This window comes from Nocardioides sp. zg-DK7169 (assembly GCF_013155365.1).
Classification (GTDB): domain Bacteria; phylum Actinomycetota; class Actinomycetes; order Propionibacteriales; family Nocardioidaceae; genus Nocardioides.
The window spans coordinates 184,830-199,911 of the sequence record NZ_JABJRA010000002.1 but is presented as its reverse complement, the minus strand read 5'-3'; the positions used below and the strand labels follow the sequence as shown (position 1 = coordinate 199,911).

13 protein-coding genes are annotated in these 15,082 nt (G+C 72.5%); 6 read left to right on the top strand and 7 right to left on the bottom strand.

What is annotated here, in order from left to right:
* Positions 1 to 89: 89 nt before the first annotated feature.
* Positions 90 to 3,392, bottom strand: a complete 3,303-nt coding sequence (gene ileS, locus HOQ23_RS03585; RefSeq protein WP_172211917.1) for an isoleucine--tRNA ligase — start codon at positions 3,390 to 3,392, stop codon at positions 90 to 92.
* 303 nt (positions 3,393 to 3,695) lie between these two features.
* Positions 3,696 to 4,565, bottom strand: a complete 870-nt coding sequence (locus tag HOQ23_RS03580) for a type IV toxin-antitoxin system AbiEi family antitoxin domain-containing protein (protein ID WP_172211916.1) — start codon at positions 4,563 to 4,565, stop codon at positions 3,696 to 3,698.
* A 95-nt stretch (positions 4,566 to 4,660) separates the two neighbouring features.
* Between HOQ23_RS03580 and HOQ23_RS03575 the strand changes: the two genes are divergently transcribed.
* Complete coding sequence (locus HOQ23_RS03575; protein WP_172212427.1) at positions 4,661 to 5,191, top strand: DUF664 domain-containing protein; 531 nt, start codon at positions 4,661 to 4,663, stop codon at positions 5,189 to 5,191.
* 67 nt (positions 5,192 to 5,258) lie between these two features.
* Here HOQ23_RS03575 and HOQ23_RS03570 read toward each other — a convergent pair whose 3' ends face one another.
* Entirely contained in the window at positions 5,259 to 5,681 is a 423-nt protein-coding gene (locus HOQ23_RS03570; RefSeq protein WP_367650355.1) for an FAD-dependent oxidoreductase, read from the bottom strand.
* 275 nt (positions 5,682 to 5,956) lie between these two features.
* Complete coding sequence (locus HOQ23_RS03565) at positions 5,957 to 6,928, bottom strand: patatin-like phospholipase family protein (RefSeq protein ID WP_172211915.1); 972 nt, start codon at positions 6,926 to 6,928, stop codon at positions 5,957 to 5,959.
* Between the two features lie 58 nt (positions 6,929 to 6,986).
* Here HOQ23_RS03565 and dapD point away from each other — a divergent pair, with 58 nt between their 5' ends.
* From dapD to HOQ23_RS03550, 3 genes are all read left to right on the top strand, one after another.
* Entirely contained in the window at positions 6,987 to 7,946 is a 960-nt protein-coding gene (gene dapD / locus HOQ23_RS03560; RefSeq protein ID WP_172211914.1) for a 2,3,4,5-tetrahydropyridine-2,6-dicarboxylate N-succinyltransferase, read from the top strand.
* Positions 7,947 to 7,950: 4 nt separating this feature from the next.
* Complete coding sequence (locus tag HOQ23_RS03555) at positions 7,951 to 8,949, top strand: hypothetical protein (RefSeq protein ID WP_172211913.1); 999 nt, start codon at positions 7,951 to 7,953, stop codon at positions 8,947 to 8,949.
* A gap of 232 nt (positions 8,950 to 9,181) precedes the next feature.
* Positions 9,182 to 10,186: a hypothetical protein gene (locus tag HOQ23_RS03550; protein ID WP_172211912.1), complete on the top strand. Its 1,005-nt coding sequence runs from the start codon at positions 9,182 to 9,184 to the stop codon at positions 10,184 to 10,186.
* A gap of 78 nt (positions 10,187 to 10,264) precedes the next feature.
* On the opposite strand, the gene dapC is transcribed toward HOQ23_RS03550, so the two are convergent.
* Both dapC and fdxA read right to left on the bottom strand, forming a co-directional pair.
* Entirely contained in the window at positions 10,265 to 11,374 is a 1,110-nt protein-coding gene (gene dapC / locus HOQ23_RS03545) for a succinyldiaminopimelate transaminase (protein ID WP_216653576.1), read from the bottom strand.
* A gap of 32 nt (positions 11,375 to 11,406) precedes the next feature.
* On the bottom strand, positions 11,407 to 11,733 hold the full coding sequence (gene fdxA / locus HOQ23_RS03540; RefSeq protein ID WP_172211911.1) for a ferredoxin: 327 nt from the start codon (positions 11,731 to 11,733) through the stop codon (positions 11,407 to 11,409).
* Positions 11,734 to 11,856: 123 nt separating this feature from the next.
* Here fdxA and HOQ23_RS03535 point away from each other — a divergent pair, with 123 nt between their 5' ends.
* Both HOQ23_RS03535 and HOQ23_RS03530 read left to right on the top strand, forming a co-directional pair.
* Positions 11,857 to 12,804, top strand: coding sequence for an N-acetyltransferase (locus HOQ23_RS03535; RefSeq protein WP_172211910.1), 948 nt, complete (start codon positions 11,857 to 11,859; stop codon positions 12,802 to 12,804).
* A gap of 109 nt (positions 12,805 to 12,913) precedes the next feature.
* A complete protein-coding gene (locus HOQ23_RS03530; protein ID WP_172211909.1) occupies positions 12,914 to 13,270 on the top strand; it encodes a hypothetical protein in 357 nt (118 codons plus the stop codon).
* Between the two features lie 81 nt (positions 13,271 to 13,351).
* Here HOQ23_RS03530 and HOQ23_RS03525 read toward each other — a convergent pair whose 3' ends face one another.
* Positions 13,352 to 15,073: a VanW family protein gene (locus HOQ23_RS03525; protein ID WP_172211907.1), complete on the bottom strand. Its 1,722-nt coding sequence runs from the start codon at positions 15,071 to 15,073 to the stop codon at positions 13,352 to 13,354.
* Positions 15,074 to 15,082: the final 9 nt, after the last annotated feature.

The following is a 15,082-nucleotide window of genomic DNA, read 5'->3' as shown; positions in this document are numbered from 1 at the left end:
CGGCGCCAATGGCGGGCTCCCTGTGGAGAACTTCGCCATTGGCCCCGACTCGGCGCACCACTGGCACCGACTCGGCGAGGACGTGAGCGTCAGGCCTTGCGGACCACCAGGGTCGCCTGGTCGCCGTCACCGACAGTCACGGTGGTGCCGCCCTCGAGAGCGGCCCCGTCGGTCCCCTCCACCACGTCGTACGACGTCGCGAGGGTCTCCCCGGCCACGAGGGCCTCGTGGGTGCGGGCGGCCTCCTGGACGGCCACCGAGCCGGCGATGGTGAGCGCGATCCGGTCGGAGACCTCCAGGCCCGCGTCGCGGCGGGCCTGCTGAACCGCGCGCACCAGGTCGCGCGCCAGGCCCTCGGCGGCCAGGTCCGGCGTCACCGCGGTGTCGAGCACCACGAAGCCGCCACCGGCCAGCATGCCAAGCGCGGTGTCGTCGCCGGTGGTGCCCGCGACGGTCTCCAGGGTGTACTCGCCCTCCTCGAGCTCCAGCCCGCCGGCGGTCACGGTGCCGTCCTCGGCCACCGCCCAGTCACCGCTCTTGGAGCCCTTGATCGCGCGCTGCACGTCCTTGCCCAGGCGCGGCCCCGCGGCGCGGGCGTTGACGGTGAGCTTCTGCTCCACGCCGTACGCCGAGGCCTCGTCGGAGGCGGCGTCGAGCAGGCGGACCTGCTTGACGTTGAGCTCGTCGGCGACGATCGAGGTGAACCCCTCGAGCGCGGCGGCGTCCTCGACGACCACGGTCAGCGAGGCCAGCGGGAGCCGGTTGCGCAGCCCGGAGGCCTTGCGCAGCGCCGAGGCCGCGGAGCAGACCTCACGCACCTGGTCCATCGCGGCCACGAGGGTGTCGTCGGCCGGCAGCTCGTCGGGCGTGGGCCAGTCGGTGAGGTGCACCGAGCGGCCGCCGGTGAGCCCGCGCCAGATCTCCTCGGTGGTCATCGGCAGCAGCGGCGCGACCGTGCGGGTCACGACCTCGAGCACCGTCGCCAGGGTGTCGAACGCCTCGGTCGAGCCCTCCCAGAACCGGTCGCGCGAGCGCCGGATGTACCAGTTGGTGAGCACGTCGATGAACCCGCGCGTGGTCTCGCAGGCGTCCGCGATCGCGTAGACGTCGAGCTGCTCGGTCATCGTCGCGACGTACTGGCGCGTCTTGGCCAGCAGGTAGCGGTCCAGCGGGTCGCTGGACCCGGTCGAGCGGGTCGCCTCGTAGCCGGCGCCGTCGTTGGCCGCGTTGGCGTAGAGCTGGAAGAAGTACCAGCTGTTCCACAGCGGGATCATCACCTGCCGCACCGAGTCGCGGATGCCCTGCTCGGTGACCACCAGGTTGCCGCCGCGCAGGATCGGGCTGGCCATCAGGAACCAGCGCATCGCGTCGGCGCCGTCGCGGTCGAAGACCTCGCTGACGTCCGGGTAGTTGCGCAGCGACTTGCTCATCTTGTTGCCGTCGCTGCCCAGCACGATGCCGTGGCTGATGCAGGAGCGGAAGGCCGGCTTGTCGAACAGCGCGGTCGCCAGCACGTGCAGCGTGTAGAACCAGCCGCGGGTCTGGCCGATGTACTCCACGATGAAGTCGCCCGGGAAGTGCCCCTGCTTCTCCGCGGTGCCGTCGAACCAGTCGCGGTTCTCGAAGGGGTAGTGGTTCTGGGCGAACGACATCGACCCGGAGTCGAACCACACGTCGAGGACGTCGGTGACGCGGCGCATCATCGAGCGCCCGGTCGGGTCGTCGGGGTTCGGGCGCACCAGGTCGTCCACGAACGGGCGGTGCAGGTTGGGCTCGCCGTCCTCACCGCGCGGGATCCGCCCGAAGTCGCGCTCGATCTCCTCGAAGGAGCCGTAGACGTCGATGCGGGGGTACGCCGGGTCGTCGCTCTTCCACACCGGGACCGGGCTGCCCCAGAACCGGTTGCGGGTGATCGACCAGTCGCGGGCGTTCTCCAGCCACTTGCCGAACTGGCCGTCCTTGATGTGCTCGGGCACCCAGCGGATCTGCTGGTTGAGCTCGACCATCCGGTCCTTGAACGCGGTCACCTCGACGAACCACGACGAGACGCCCTTGTAGATCAGCGGCTCGCGGCAGCGCCAGCAGTGCGGGTAGGAGTGGTCGTAGGTCTCGCGGCGCAGCAGGACGGTGCCCTCGGTGACCGAGCCGTGCTCGCCCTCGCCGCGGGTGGCGGCCTTGAGGTGGTCGATGATCTGCAGGTTGGCGTCGAAGACCAGGACCCCGGCGTACTCCTCGACGGGGTGGGTGAAGCGGCCGTCCTTGCCGACCGGCATGACCGCCTCGATGCCCTCGCGGTCGGTGACCTCCTTGTCGACCTCACCGAACGCGCCGGCGGTGTGCACCACGCCGGTGCCGCCGGTGGTGGTGACGGCGTCGTCGGCGGCGACGACGCGGAAGGCGTTCTCGTGGCCGAGGTAGTAGGAGAACGGCGGGGTGTAGTGCCGCCCGACCAGGTCGGCGCCGCGGTACCGGCCCAGGACCTTGAACTCGCCGTCGGCGTCGGCCAGCTCGCGCTTGTACGCCGAGAGGCGCGCCTCGGCGAGCACGTAGCGCGCGGTCTCCTCGGTGCCGGGCACCGGGGCCTCGACCACGACGTAGTCGATCTCGGAGCCGACCATCACCGCGAGGTTGGAGGGCAGCGTCCACGGGGTCGTGGTCCAGATCAGGATGTGCGCGCCGTCGAGGACCGGGTCCGCACCGGTGGTCTCGAGGGTGTAGCCGACGGTGACGGCCGGGTCCTGGCGGTCCTGGTAGACGTCGTCGTCCATGCGCAGCTCGTGGTTGGACAGCGGCGTCTCGTCGTTCCAGCAGTAGGGCAGCACCCGGAAGCCCTCGTAGACCAGGCCCTTGTCGTGCAGGGTCTTGAAGGCCCAGATGACGCTCTCCATGTAGGAGGGGTTGAGCGTCTTGTAGTCGTTGTCGAAGTCGACCCAGCGGGCCTGGCGGGTGACGTAGTCGCGCCACTCGCCGGAGTACTTCAGCACCGAGGCGCGGCAGGCGTCGTTGAACTTGTCGATGCCCATCTCGACGATCTCGTCGGTGGTCTTGATGCCGTTGAGGCGCATCGCCTCGAGCTCGGCGGGCAGGCCGTGGGTGTCCCAGCCGAAGCGGCGCTCGACGCGCTTGCCGCGCATCGTCTGGTAGCGCGGGACGATGTCCTTGACGTAGCCGGTGAGCAGATGGCCGTAGTGCGGCAGGCCGTTGGCGAACGGCGGGCCGTCGTAGAAGACGAACTCGTTGGCGCCGTCCGGACCGGGGTCGCGCGCCTCGACGCTGGCGACGAAGGTGGAGTCGGCGTCCCAGTAGGCCAGCACCTTCTTCTCGATCTCGGGGAATCGAGGGCTGGACGGGACGGCGTCGTTGCCGGCGGTGGAGACCTTGGGGTAGGTCATCGGGGGCTCTCCTGGGTCTGCGTCGTGCTCGGGCTTCGGCCACGAGGACGACGGACGCCGCGGTACCACCTCGTTTGCCCCGCCCGAGGGCGAGACCACTCATTGGTCGGCTGTGACGGGCCGGCCCGCCCGGTTCTACTGGGGTCCGCGTGGAACGTGGTGCCACGGACCTGTTCTTCCGGGGGCTCACCGCTGATGACGGCTCGAACGCCTGTGCCTCCCAGAGTACGCGTGGCCCTCGGACGGCGCCAACCGGTTGTCACTCGTGGACGGGCGGGCAGAAGTCGTCCCGGGGTGCCCTCGTCAGCCGGCCCCGCAGGACCCGCACCGCACTTCTGCCCGCGCGTGCGCGGCTGCCTCGAGCACCTGCCGGACCGCGGCGGGATCGAGCATCACGTCCTCCCAGGAGAACCGGAGAACCAGCCATCCGTGGACGGCGAAACCGTTGTAGCGCCGGCAGTCGTGAGCCAGCTGGTCCCGGCCGCCGTGCCAGGCGAAGGAGTCAGCCTCCGCGATGATCCGGCGCCCGCGATCGGCCAGGTCGACGCAGCCGAGCAGCTCGGGCTCGCGGATCTCGACCTGGGGCTCCACCCCGAGCCCCGCGTCCAGCGCGAGGGCGCGCAGCACCGACTCGAAGGGGTTGGCCGCCAGGGGCGTGGCCGCGGCGGCCACCGCTCGGACCCGAGCGGCTCCCGCGCCACGGACCCCGTCCGCCAGCTCGGCGAGGTTGGCCGTCCCGAACCCGGTTCGTAGCGCGGAGTCGGCCACCGCCAGTGCCTCGTCGAACGGCAGCGTCCGCAGGCAGTCCACCAGGGTCCGCTCCGGCGTGGTGACGAGCCCGTCGCGCTCGGTCAGGTCGGCCCAGTGCAGGACCGCGCCCGGTCGGGTCGGGGCGCGCCGGCTGCGCGGGAGCGTCACGTGCGGTCGCTCCGGCACCCGCTTCACCGCCCAGCCGTGGGCCAGGGCGGCGCTGGTGTGGGAGACCGTCCCCGCCAGCCGGTGCGCGGCCTGACGCGCCAGGTCCACCCCGGGCAGGGCCCACCGCCCGCGGGCCAGCCGGACCAGGTCGCCCGAGGCCACCGCTCGCTCGACCGCGGACCGCGAGGTGAGCGCCACCAGCTGCCCGGTGGTCGCGGCGCCGCCGAGCCGCTCCAGGGACTCGAGGACCGACACCCCGCCACCCTGTCTCGCGCGGACCGGAGGCGCGCTCGGCCCTCCACAGGGTTGACCCGCACCGGTCCTGCTGGTCGGATCGGGCGGTGAGCGACATGTGGCTCGACCCCGCCGACGACCCCCGCGACCTCTCCCCCGCCCGCGGCGAGAAGGGGACGGTGCTGCAGTACCTGCGCAACTACCGGCTGACCTTCGAGCTGAAGTGCCAGGGCCTGGACGCCGAGCAGATGGCACGCCGCTCGGTCCCGCCCTCGACGCTGTCGCTGCTCGGGCTGCTGCGCCACCTCGCCCAGATGGAGCACCACTGGTCGGTGCGGGTGCTCGGCGGCGTGGACACCCCGCAGCTCTACAAGACCCCCGAGGACCGCGAGGCCGACCTGCACGGCGGGAGCGCCGACCCCGAGGTGATCGCCGAGGCGTGGGCGACCTGGCGGCGGGTGAGCGCCGAGGCGGACGCGGCGTACGTCGCGGAGGACTGGGACCGCCTCCTCGGCCCGCCTGGCACCCCGGAGCCCGGGCTCAACGAGGTCCGCGACGTGATCGTGCACGTGCTCGAGGAGTACGCCCGTCACGTCGGGCACGCCGACCTGCTGCGCGAGTGCATCGACGGGCGCACCGGGCAGTAACGGGCAGCGAGACGGCGCTCGCCCCGCCCGGCACGGCCGGACGGGGGCGAGCGTGGGAGCCGTCGGCTCAGAGGTCGACGGTCGCCTTCCACGAGGAGTGGATCGCGCCGTGGATGTAGTTGACCTCGCCGGCGTCGCTGACCACGTCGACGCTGAACCCGGCCTCGCGCAGCTCGTCGGCGAGCGGTGCCGCGGAGGTGGTGCCGTCGGCGTGGACCACCATGTCGGCGGGAGCGAAGTGGATCTGCTCCCCCTCGGTCCACTCGACGCCGGACTCGGTGATGCGGGTGACCGAGACGTTGCGGTGGATCTCCACGCCGTGCTCGGTGGCGTTGCGGACCGCGGTCCAGCGCCGCGGCATCGCCAGCGGCAGGCCGAGCTGCTGCTCGTGCAGCAGCGTCACCCGGCGGCCGCGCTCGGCGAGGAACTCGGCGAGCTCCAGGCCGACCAGGGACCCACCGATCACCACGACGTCCTTGCCCATCGGCAAGAAGCCCTTGGTCAGCTGGCGCCGCCGGCGGCGCGGGCCACGTAGTGGTCGATCTCGGCCTGCTCGATCTCGCCGTGCTCGGAGACGTTCATGTCCATCGCCGGGAGGACGATGCGGTTGTGCAGGGCCATGGGACCAATTCGTCCCGAAGCCATCAGGCATCAGGGTAGGGGAACTGGACGCTCATGCGGCTCACGGTGAGCCGCATTTCCCACATGGTGAGGACCGTCGGCAAAGTGAGAACGCCGACATCGCCCCGGGGCCGGGGCCCGGCCTCAGCGGGGTGGTCGCGAGCCTCCGTCGGGCCGGCGCGGGAGGACCCCGGCGGCGTCCAGTGCGTCGCTGGTGAGGCGGTGCCCCAGCGCGATCAGCTCCTCCGCGCGGTGGAAGTCCAGCGAGCGGCAGGCGTCGACCGGCACGGTGACCACGACGTCGGCGGGCACCGCAGCCATCCGGTATCGGGCCACGATCCCCTGCATCGCCTCGAAGGACTGGGCGGTCACGTCGCGCATGGTGAGCTCCGCGGGCAGCTCGTCGGTTCCCCAGCTGGTGCGCAGCGGCTGGACCGGCACGTCCTGCTCGGGCTCCTCACGACCGGTGATCCCGGCCACCGAGCGCCGCAGCCGGCTGCGCCACTCCTCGAAGCGCTGGGGCGCCGCGGACTCCTGGGCCGGCGCGGAGAGGTCCCGGGTCCGTCGGCGCGGGCCGGTCAGCGACACCGCGACCGTCAGGTCGGAGGGCACGCCCACCGTCGGGTCGATCGGGACCGGGTTCGTGAGCCCACCGTCGACCAGCACGCGACCGTTGATGACCACGGGCGTGAACACCCCGGGGATCGCGATCGAGGCCCGGACGGCGGCCCGCAGCGGCCCGCGCTGGAACCACACCTCGCGCCGTGAGGCGAGGTCGGTGGCCACCGCCGTGAACGGGATCGCGAGGTCCTCGATCTGCACGTCGCTGAAGATGTCCCGGATGGCGTCGAGGAGGCGGTCCGCGGCGAACACGCCGGGGGACGTCAGCTTCGGGTCCAGCAGCCGCAGCACGTCGCGGCGCTGCAACGAGGTCGCCCAGCTCGCGAAGTCCTCGACCCGCCCGGCGCTGGCCAGTCCGCCGACCAGCGCGCCCATCGAGGTGCCCGCGACCGAGACGATCTCGCAGTCGCGCTCCTCGATCGCGCGGACCGCGCCGATGTGGGCGTAGCCGCGAGCGCCGCCGGAGCCCAGGGCCAGTGCTACGCGAGTCGCCATGGCCAGACGCTAGAACACGACCGGAACGGTGGGGGCCGCGCGGGTAGGATCCGGCAACGTGACTGACGCGCTTCCCACCTCCGCCTGGGGCCATGGCCTCGCCACCCTCGACGCCGACGGCAACGTCCTCGACGTCTGGTTCCCCGCCCCCGCGCTCGGTGCCCCCGACGACAGCGACGCCCCGGCCGAGCTGGTCGCGGCGGTCGGCGAGGACGACGTGCGCCGGGTGCGCACCGAGGTGCGGACCGTCGTGATCGACGACCTCCAGGCCGCGCCCGCCTCCACCGAGGACGTCTGGCTGCGACTGCACCTGCTCTCGACGCGCCTGGTGCGCCCGCACACCATCTCGCTGGACGGCATCTTCGGGCTGCTGACCAACGTGGTGTGGACCTCCGCGGGCCCGTGCGCGGTCCAGGGCTTCGAGCTCACCCGCGCCCGGCTGCGCGCCGCCGGCCAGCAGGTCGCGGTGTACGGCGTGGACAAGTTCCCCCGCATGGTCGACTACGTCCTGCCGACCGGCGTCCGCATCGCCGACGCCGACCGGGTCCGCCTCGGCGCCCACCTGGCCGAGGGCACCACCGTCATGCACGAGGGCTTCGTCAACTTCAACGCCGGCACCCTCGGTGCCTCGATGGTCGAGGGCCGCATCTCGGCCGGCGTGCTGGTCGGCGACGGCTCCGACGTCGGCGGCGGCGCCTCGATCATGGGCACCCTGTCCGGTGGCGGCAGCCAGGTCATCTCGGTCGGCGAGCGCTGCCTGCTCGGCGCCAACTCCGGCCTCGGGATCTCGCTCGGCGACGACTGCGCCGTGGAGGCCGGCACCTACGTCACGGCCGGCACCAAGGTGACCGTCTCCGACGCCTTCGAGACCGAGGGCAAGCCGCGCGTGGTCAAGGCGCTCGGGCTCTCGGGGGTCAACAACGTGCTGTTCCGCCGCAACTCGGTCACCGGTGCGATCGAGGCCGTGCCGTGGAAGAGCGAGCGCGTCGAGCTGAACGCCGCGCTGCACGCGAACTAGGGACATGAGCGCCTCGGCGGAGGCGCCGGGGCGCACCCCCCGGCGCCGGCGGAGCGGCCTCGCCCTGCTCGGCGTCGGCGCGGTCGGCGTGGCCGCGGCGCTGGTCGCGGTCGACGCGGTGCGCGACCTCGACCCGTTCACCTCCACGCCCGGGTGCGAGGCGACCGTGGACGGCACCACCGTCGAGCTCAGCACCGAGCAGGCCGAGAACGCCTCGCTGATCGCCGCCCTCGCCGTCCGCCGCGGCCTGCCTGCGCGGGCGGCGACGATCGCGCTCGCGACGGCGTACCAGGAGTCCGACCTGGTCAACGTCGAGTACGGCGACGCCGACTCCCTCGGGCTCTTCCAGCAGCGGCCCTCCCAGGGCTGGGGTACCGAGGAGCAGGTGCTCGACCCGGTCTACGCGACCAACGCCTTCTACGACGCGCTCGAGCAGGTCGAGGACTACCGCGAGCTGGAGGTCACCGTGGCCGCGCAGACCGTGCAGCGCTCCGCGTTCCCCGACGCCTACGCCGACCACGAGGACGACGCCCGCGTGCTCGCCTCGGCGCTCACCGGCAACTCCCGCGGGGCGTTCACCTGCACCGTCGACGCCGACGTGGACGAGGCGCCCGACCGGCTGCGTCCCAGCGGCCTGGTCGCGCGCGCCGACGCCGTACGCCTCGAGGTGCTGAGCGTCTTCGACGACCCGCCGCTCGGCGGGTTCGAGCCCGGCGGCGTCGGCACCGGGCACATGAAGGGCTCGACGCACTACGACGGGCGCGCCGTCGACATCTTCGTGCGCCCGGTCAGCCCGGAGAACAAGGTCCGCGGGTGGGCGATCGCCCACTACCTCGTCGCGCAGGCGGCCCGCCTCGACGTGCAGACCGTGATCTTCGACGGCCGCATCTGGCAGGCGCGCCGCTCCGACGAGGGCTGGCGCGACTACGACCCGCCCGCCCGGGCCGGGGACCGCGACATCCTGGAGCACCGCGACCACGTGCACGTCGACGTGTTCGGCTGAGGCGAGGGCACGCCGCGTGGGGAACCCCGTCGGCGTGATCGGCATGCGTGTGACGTTGGCCGCGATTGTGGGGTCTGGGGCCTTCGTCTCGCTACCGTGGGAGAGGTCCACGACGCGGAGATGTTCGTATCCCTCCGCGTGACCTGACCACACCGGCGGGTTCCACCCAGCAGGTGGGGCCTGTCTCGTGCCCGGCGGCTCGATCCGCCGCCTCGACCCCATGCCTGGAGACATGCGCACCCGGACAGGAACAGCCATCCTCGCAGGAGCGGCCTCGGTCCTCCTGACCACCACTCTCACCGTCGGCACCACCGAGTCGACGCCACAGTCCGCCACCGACAAGCCGGCGGTCTCCAAGATGAGCCAGCACCGCTCCGGTCACTGGCGGTGCGTCGCCCGCGCCGACGGCCGACGCGTGCGGCTCACCGCCGAGCAGGCCGAGAACGCCTCGCTGATCGCCACCGCCGCCCGGCGCCGCGGCCTGCCCACCAGTGCCGCCATCGACGCGCTCGCCGCGTCCTACGACCAGTCGGGCCTGCGCAACATCCGCGTCGGCAAGGGCGACGGCCGCGGCCTGTTCCGCCAGTCCGCATCCGAGGGCTGGGGCACCGCGCAGCGGATCGGCGACCGCAACTACGCCATCAACGCCTATTACGACGTGCTCTCCCGCGTGAAGAAGCTGGGCGCGACGCCGGTCACCGGCGCCGCCCGCAAGGTGAAGCGCGCGGACCTCCCGGGTTCGCCGGCCAAGCTGCGTGCCGACGCGCGCACGCTGTCGGCCTCCCTGCTGGGCTCGTCCCGCGGCTCCTTCACCTGCAACGTCGACAAGGAGTTCCTCAAGGCGTCCCCGCGCCTCACCGCGATCGGCCTGGTCCCGCGCGCCCGCGCGGTGCTGTGGGACCTCGAGCGGCACTTCGGCCCGCAGATGGTCGGCGGCTTCGAGCCCCGCGGCGTGAACTCGGGCCACATGGAGGGCTCCGCCCACTACGAGGGCCGCGCCGTCGACATCTTCTTCCGGCCCATCAACCCGGTGAACAAGCTGCGCGGCTGGGCGATGGCCCACTACCTCGTCGCCCACGCCGAGCGCCTCGGCGTCAGCACGGTCATCTTCGACGCCAAGATCTGGACGGCCGAGAAGTCCGACGAGGGTTGGCGGCACTACACGCCGCAGTCCGACATCGGGGACCGCAAGATCCTCGAGCACCGCGACCACGTGCACGTCGACGTCTTCGAGTGACGCGACCAGATCACCCCACGAGCGGGCCCGGCCATCGGCCGGGCCCGCTCGTCGTCTGTGGAGGCTCCCCTCGTTGGGTCAGCCGGCGGCGAGCCGGTCGACGGCCGCGGCGATGCGCTCGTCGGTGGCGGTGAAGGCCACCCGCACGTGCTGGCGCCCAGCCGCGCCGTAGAAGGCGCCGGGGGCGGCCAGGATGCCGCGCTCGGCGAGCCAGGACACGGTGTCCCAGCAGTCCTCGTCGCGGGTGGACCAGAGGTACAGCGAGGCCTCCGAGTGGTCGACGCGGAAGCCGGCCTCCTCGAGGGCGGCGCGCAGGACGCCGCGGCGCGCGGCGTACCGGGCGTGCTGCTCGAGCGCGTGGGCGTCGTCGTCCAGCGCGGCCTTCATCGCGACCTGCTGGGGTTCGGGCATCTGCAGGCCGAGGTTCTTGCGTACGGCGAGCAGCTCGCCGACCAGCTCGCGGTCACCGGCGATGAACGCGCAGCGGTAGCCGGCCAGGTTGGAGCGCTTGGAGAGCGAGTGCACCGCGAGGATGCCCTCGTGGGAGTCCCCGCAGACGTCGGGGTGCAGCACCGAGACCGGCTTCTCCCCCTCCCACGAGCACTCGATGTAGCACTCGTCGGAGACCAGGATGGTGCCGCGCTCGCGGCACCACTCGACCACCTTGCGCAGGTGGTCGACGCCGAGGACCCGGCCGCTGGGGTTGGACGGCGAGTTGATCCACAGCAGCGCCGGGACCTGCGGGCCGAGCGCCGTCAGCGAGTCGCTCGCCATCGGCGTCGCCCCGCACAGCGCCGTGCCGACCTCGTAGGTCGGGTAGGCCAGCTCGGGGTGGACGATCAGGTCCCCTGCTCCCAGGCCGAGGTGGCCGGGCAGGGAGGCGATCAGCTCCTTGGAGCCGATCAGCGGCAGGACCTGGTCCAGGCCCAGCGCCGGGACGCCGTGACAGCGCTCGAGCCAGTCGATCGCGGCCTGACGCGTCTCCGCCCGCCCGATGGTCACCGGGTAGCCCGGCGAGTCCGCCGCGGCGCACAGCGCACGCTGCGCGACCTCGGGGGTCGGGTCGACGGGCGTGCCGACCGAGAGGTCGACGATGCCGCCGGGGTGCTGACCCGCCCGCTCCGCATGGGCCGTGAGGTGGTCCCAGGGGAAGTCGGGCAGCAGGCTGGAGACGCGGGTGCGCGACAAGCTCGAGCGCCGTTCTGGAGTCGGAGGAAGGATCAGTGGTCCTGGGCCTGCGGCGGGAGCGCGGCGACCATCGGGTGGTCCTTGTCGATCTCGCCCATCTTCGCGGCGCCGCCGGGCGAGCCGAGGTCGTCGAAGAACTGCACGTTGGCCTCGTAGAAGCCCTTCTGGTCCTCCGGGACGTCGTCCTCGTAGAAGATCGCCTCGACCGGGCAGACCGGCTCACAGGCACCGCAGTCGACGCACTCGTCGGGGTGGATGTACAGCATCCGCTTGCCCTCGTAGATGCAGTCGACCGGGCACTCGTCGACGCACGCGCGGTCCTTCAAGTCGACACACGGCTGGGAGATGACGTACGTCACCGGATCCTCCTGAGGGGTCTGCGCCCCACGGGCGCGGACGGGTGTGGGCGAATGGAGAGAGCCTAGTATCCCGTCGTGCACGGAGCGCCGGAACCCCACGATGCGAACATAAATGTCGGACGATTGACCTCGCCCGCGACGGCGGAGCCGGTCGGGCAGCACCGGCTCGGGCCGCACGTGGTCGGCCAGCGCGTCGTCGTACGCCGGCTGCTGCGCGGCGAGACCGGGCCGTCCGGCGGGCCGGCGATGACCGACCTGCTCGGGGTCTGCACCGCCTGGGAGGCGGGCACGTGCACGATCGCGCCCGAGGACGGCGAGCCGGTGGTGATCGCCCTGGCCGACATCGTCTCGGGCAAGCCGGTCCCACCCCGCCCGTCCGTGCGCCACCGGGTGGGCGTCCGCGAGGCCGAGGGGCACGCCCTCGCGCTGTGGCCCGACGTGGACCAGGTCGCGCTCGGCGACTGGGTGCTGCGCTCGGTGCCGCGACCGGTGGGACGCCCGCTCAAGCGGGCCAACTCCTGCCTGGCGATGGGCGAACCGGACCGGCCGCTGTCGGAGGCAGAGGCGGAGGTCCGCTCCTTCTACCGCGCCCGCGAGCGCCGGCCGCTGGTCCAGGTGGAGGCCGGCTCCGCCACCGAGGAGTGGTTCCTCGCCCACGGCTGGACGCCCTACCCGGGCGGGGAGGCGGCCTTCGAGCTCGCCTCGCTGGCCCGGGTGCGCCGCGCCCGCCGCGCGATCGGCGGGTCCCTGCCGGAGGGCGCCCGAATCACCCTCGAGGTCGACGGGCCTCGCGTCCTGGCAGAGGTACGCCGCGGCGAGGAGCTGCTCGCCAGCGGCCGGGCCGGCATCGACGGCGACTGGGTCGGCCTCCACGCCCTGCACGTCGCGGAGCCGCACCGGCGTCGCGGCCTGGCCGGGCTGGTGATGGACGACCTGCTCGAGGTGGCCGCCGAGCGCGGCGTGAGCACGGCGTGGCTGCACGTGGAGACCGACAACGTGGCGGCCCGGGCGCTCTACCGCGGCCTCGGGTTCGCCACCCACCACGTGGCGCGCTACCTCGGCACCGACTGAGCGCCGACCGATGCAGGTCAGGCGTCGGTCCGTCGCCGGGCCGGTGACACGCCGGGGTCACGGTGCGGACCAACCACACTTATGCAGACTTTGTTTGTATGGTTACCGCATGTTCTCCGACCACACCCAGCCCGTCACGGGCGCGACCCTGCCCACCAGCACGCTCGCTCACGTGGACGCCGCGGTGTGTCAGGAGCTCACGGTCCTCCAGGGCCGCGCCTGGTCCCCGCGCGCCACGATCAGCGTCGTCGAGGTCAGCACCGACGGCGGCCTGACCTGGGAGGAGACCACGCTCACCGGCGACAACGGTCCCTCCGACGGCGTCGAGTGGGAGCACCCCTGGCGCCCCGCCCGGCCCGGCGCCCACGTCGTGGTGCTGCGCACCAGTGACTCCGCGGGCAGCGTCGCGACCACCGAGCCCGGCATCCCGGTCACGGTGGCACCGGCGCGCCAGCTCGCCGGCTGACGCGACGCCGACGGGACCCGGCCGGCCCCAGCAGCACCCGGCTGAGCCGCGCGGCCCGTCCAGACGGGCCGCCCGGCCGGCTCAGGGCTTGCAGATGATGGTGTCCGACGGGATGTAGGTCGTCGTGAAGGTCTCGGTGCGCACGACCTCGTCGGAGCCGGGGCGCTTGAAGATCCGCTTGACGTCCACGTCGAACCCGCCGTACCCGGTGTTGGGCAGGCAGTCGTCGCCGCTCAGGGTCTGGGTGCCGGGCGAGGTGAAGGCGTAGCGGTCGCTGGTCGTGGTCTCGATGTCCCACGTCTTGGTGGACCACATCGAGACCGTGACCACCCCCTGCGAGCGCCCGGCGCTCGGCGTGACCTTGGCGTCGATCAGGACGCCGTGGTCGGTGTCGTTGCGGAAGCGCAGGTCCACCGCGCCCCAGGCCACCGTGGCCTCGCGACCGACCGGGTAGCGGTCGATGTAGACCGAGTGCGCCTTGTGCTCGACGTCCTCGAGGCCGGCGAAGAACATCGCGTTGAACAGCGTCGTCGCCATCTGGGAGACCCCGCCGCCGAGGTCCTCCTTGAAGATGCCGTTGCTGATGATGGTGCCGGTGGTGAAGCCGTTCTCGACCGTGCGCTCGCCGACGGTGTCGTTGAGGGAGAAGGTCTCCCCCGGCTTGAGCACGGTGCCGTCGATGAGCTCGGCGGCGCGGCCGATGTTGACGTCGCGGTAGGTCGCCGGCGGGTAGTAGGTCGTGAACGAGGAGACCTTCTCCTTGATCCCGAGCGCCTTGGCGTCGGCGGCGTCGAAGTCCGGCTCGTCGACGGTGGAGGCGACCTCCATGCTCCGCTTGCCCTCCGGCGCGGTCACCAGGTCCACGAAGCCCCCGGTGACGTCGTCGGGGTCGTAGGTCACGCCCTTGCGGCCCGGGACGACCTGCGGGCGCCCGTTGACCAGGCGCACCGTCGCGTCGACGGCGGCACCCTCGTCGCCGAAGCTCTCGTCGACCAGCTCGGTGAGGGCGGCCTCGTCGACCTCGGGCACCAGCGCGCCCTTCTCGGGGCGTACGCCGAGCACGGGGCCGAACTCGTCGGGGCTGAGCTCGATCGAGGAGCCCTGGAACTCCAGGGTCACCGGCCCGGACACGGCCGGGTTGGCGAACTCGTCGAGGGCCCGCTGCACGTCGGCCTCGTCGATGTCGGGCTGCGCGGCGCGGACCGACAGCTCGGCGACCGGCTCCTCGCGCAGGTAGGCGGCGAGGATCTCCTCGCGGGCGGTGTCGGGGTCGATGGCGCGGCCGTTGCGGGGCTCCACGACGCGGATCTCGGAGCCCTCGAAGACGATGTCGCCGTCGCGCGGCGGCGTACCGACCTTCTCGGCGAGCTCGGTGAGCAGCGCGTCCATCCGCGCGTCGTCGACCTCGACGACCGCGTCGAGGTCCTTGCCGCCGACGAAGTAGTCCCACAGTCGCGCGGGGTCCCAGCTGCGGCCGCCGCCGGCGGCTGCGACCGAGCCCTCGACGTCGACCGACAGGCCGGCGTCCGCCGCGGTGATCTTCTCGACGCGATTGCCGACCTTGACGCTCACCGCGCCCTGGACGCGGTCGGCGAGCTCGTCGTCGAGCACCCGCTCCGCCTCGACCTGGGTGCGGCCACCGATGTCGACGCCGGCGACGGTCGTGCCGCGGGGGACCTTGTCACCCGCCAGGACGTACAGAGCGCCGTAGGCCAGCGCGGCCAACAGGACCAGTCCGAGGACGACGAGCAGGACGACGCGACCGCCTGCCTTCTCACGTCCGGGGGTATCCGATGCACTCACGGCCCACAT

Coding starts and splice junctions, on each gene's coding strand:
- HOQ23_RS03565 (WP_172211915.1), bottom strand. CDS start 6,928: ATGGCGACTCGCGTAGCACTGGCCCTGGGCTCCGGCGGCGCTCGCGGC.
- HOQ23_RS03530 (WP_172211909.1), top strand. CDS start 12,914: ATGTTCTCCGACCACACCCAGCCCGTCACGGGCGCGACCCTGCCCACC.
- HOQ23_RS03550 (WP_172211912.1), top strand. CDS start 9,182: ATGCGCACCCGGACAGGAACAGCCATCCTCGCAGGAGCGGCCTCGGTC.
- HOQ23_RS03575 (WP_172212427.1), top strand. CDS start 4,661: ATGTGGCTCGACCCCGCCGACGACCCCCGCGACCTCTCCCCCGCCCGC.
- HOQ23_RS03555 (WP_172211913.1), top strand. CDS start 7,951: ATGAGCGCCTCGGCGGAGGCGCCGGGGCGCACCCCCCGGCGCCGGCGG.
- ileS (WP_172211917.1), bottom strand. CDS start 3,392: ATGACCTACCCCAAGGTCTCCACCGCCGGCAACGACGCCGTCCCGTCC.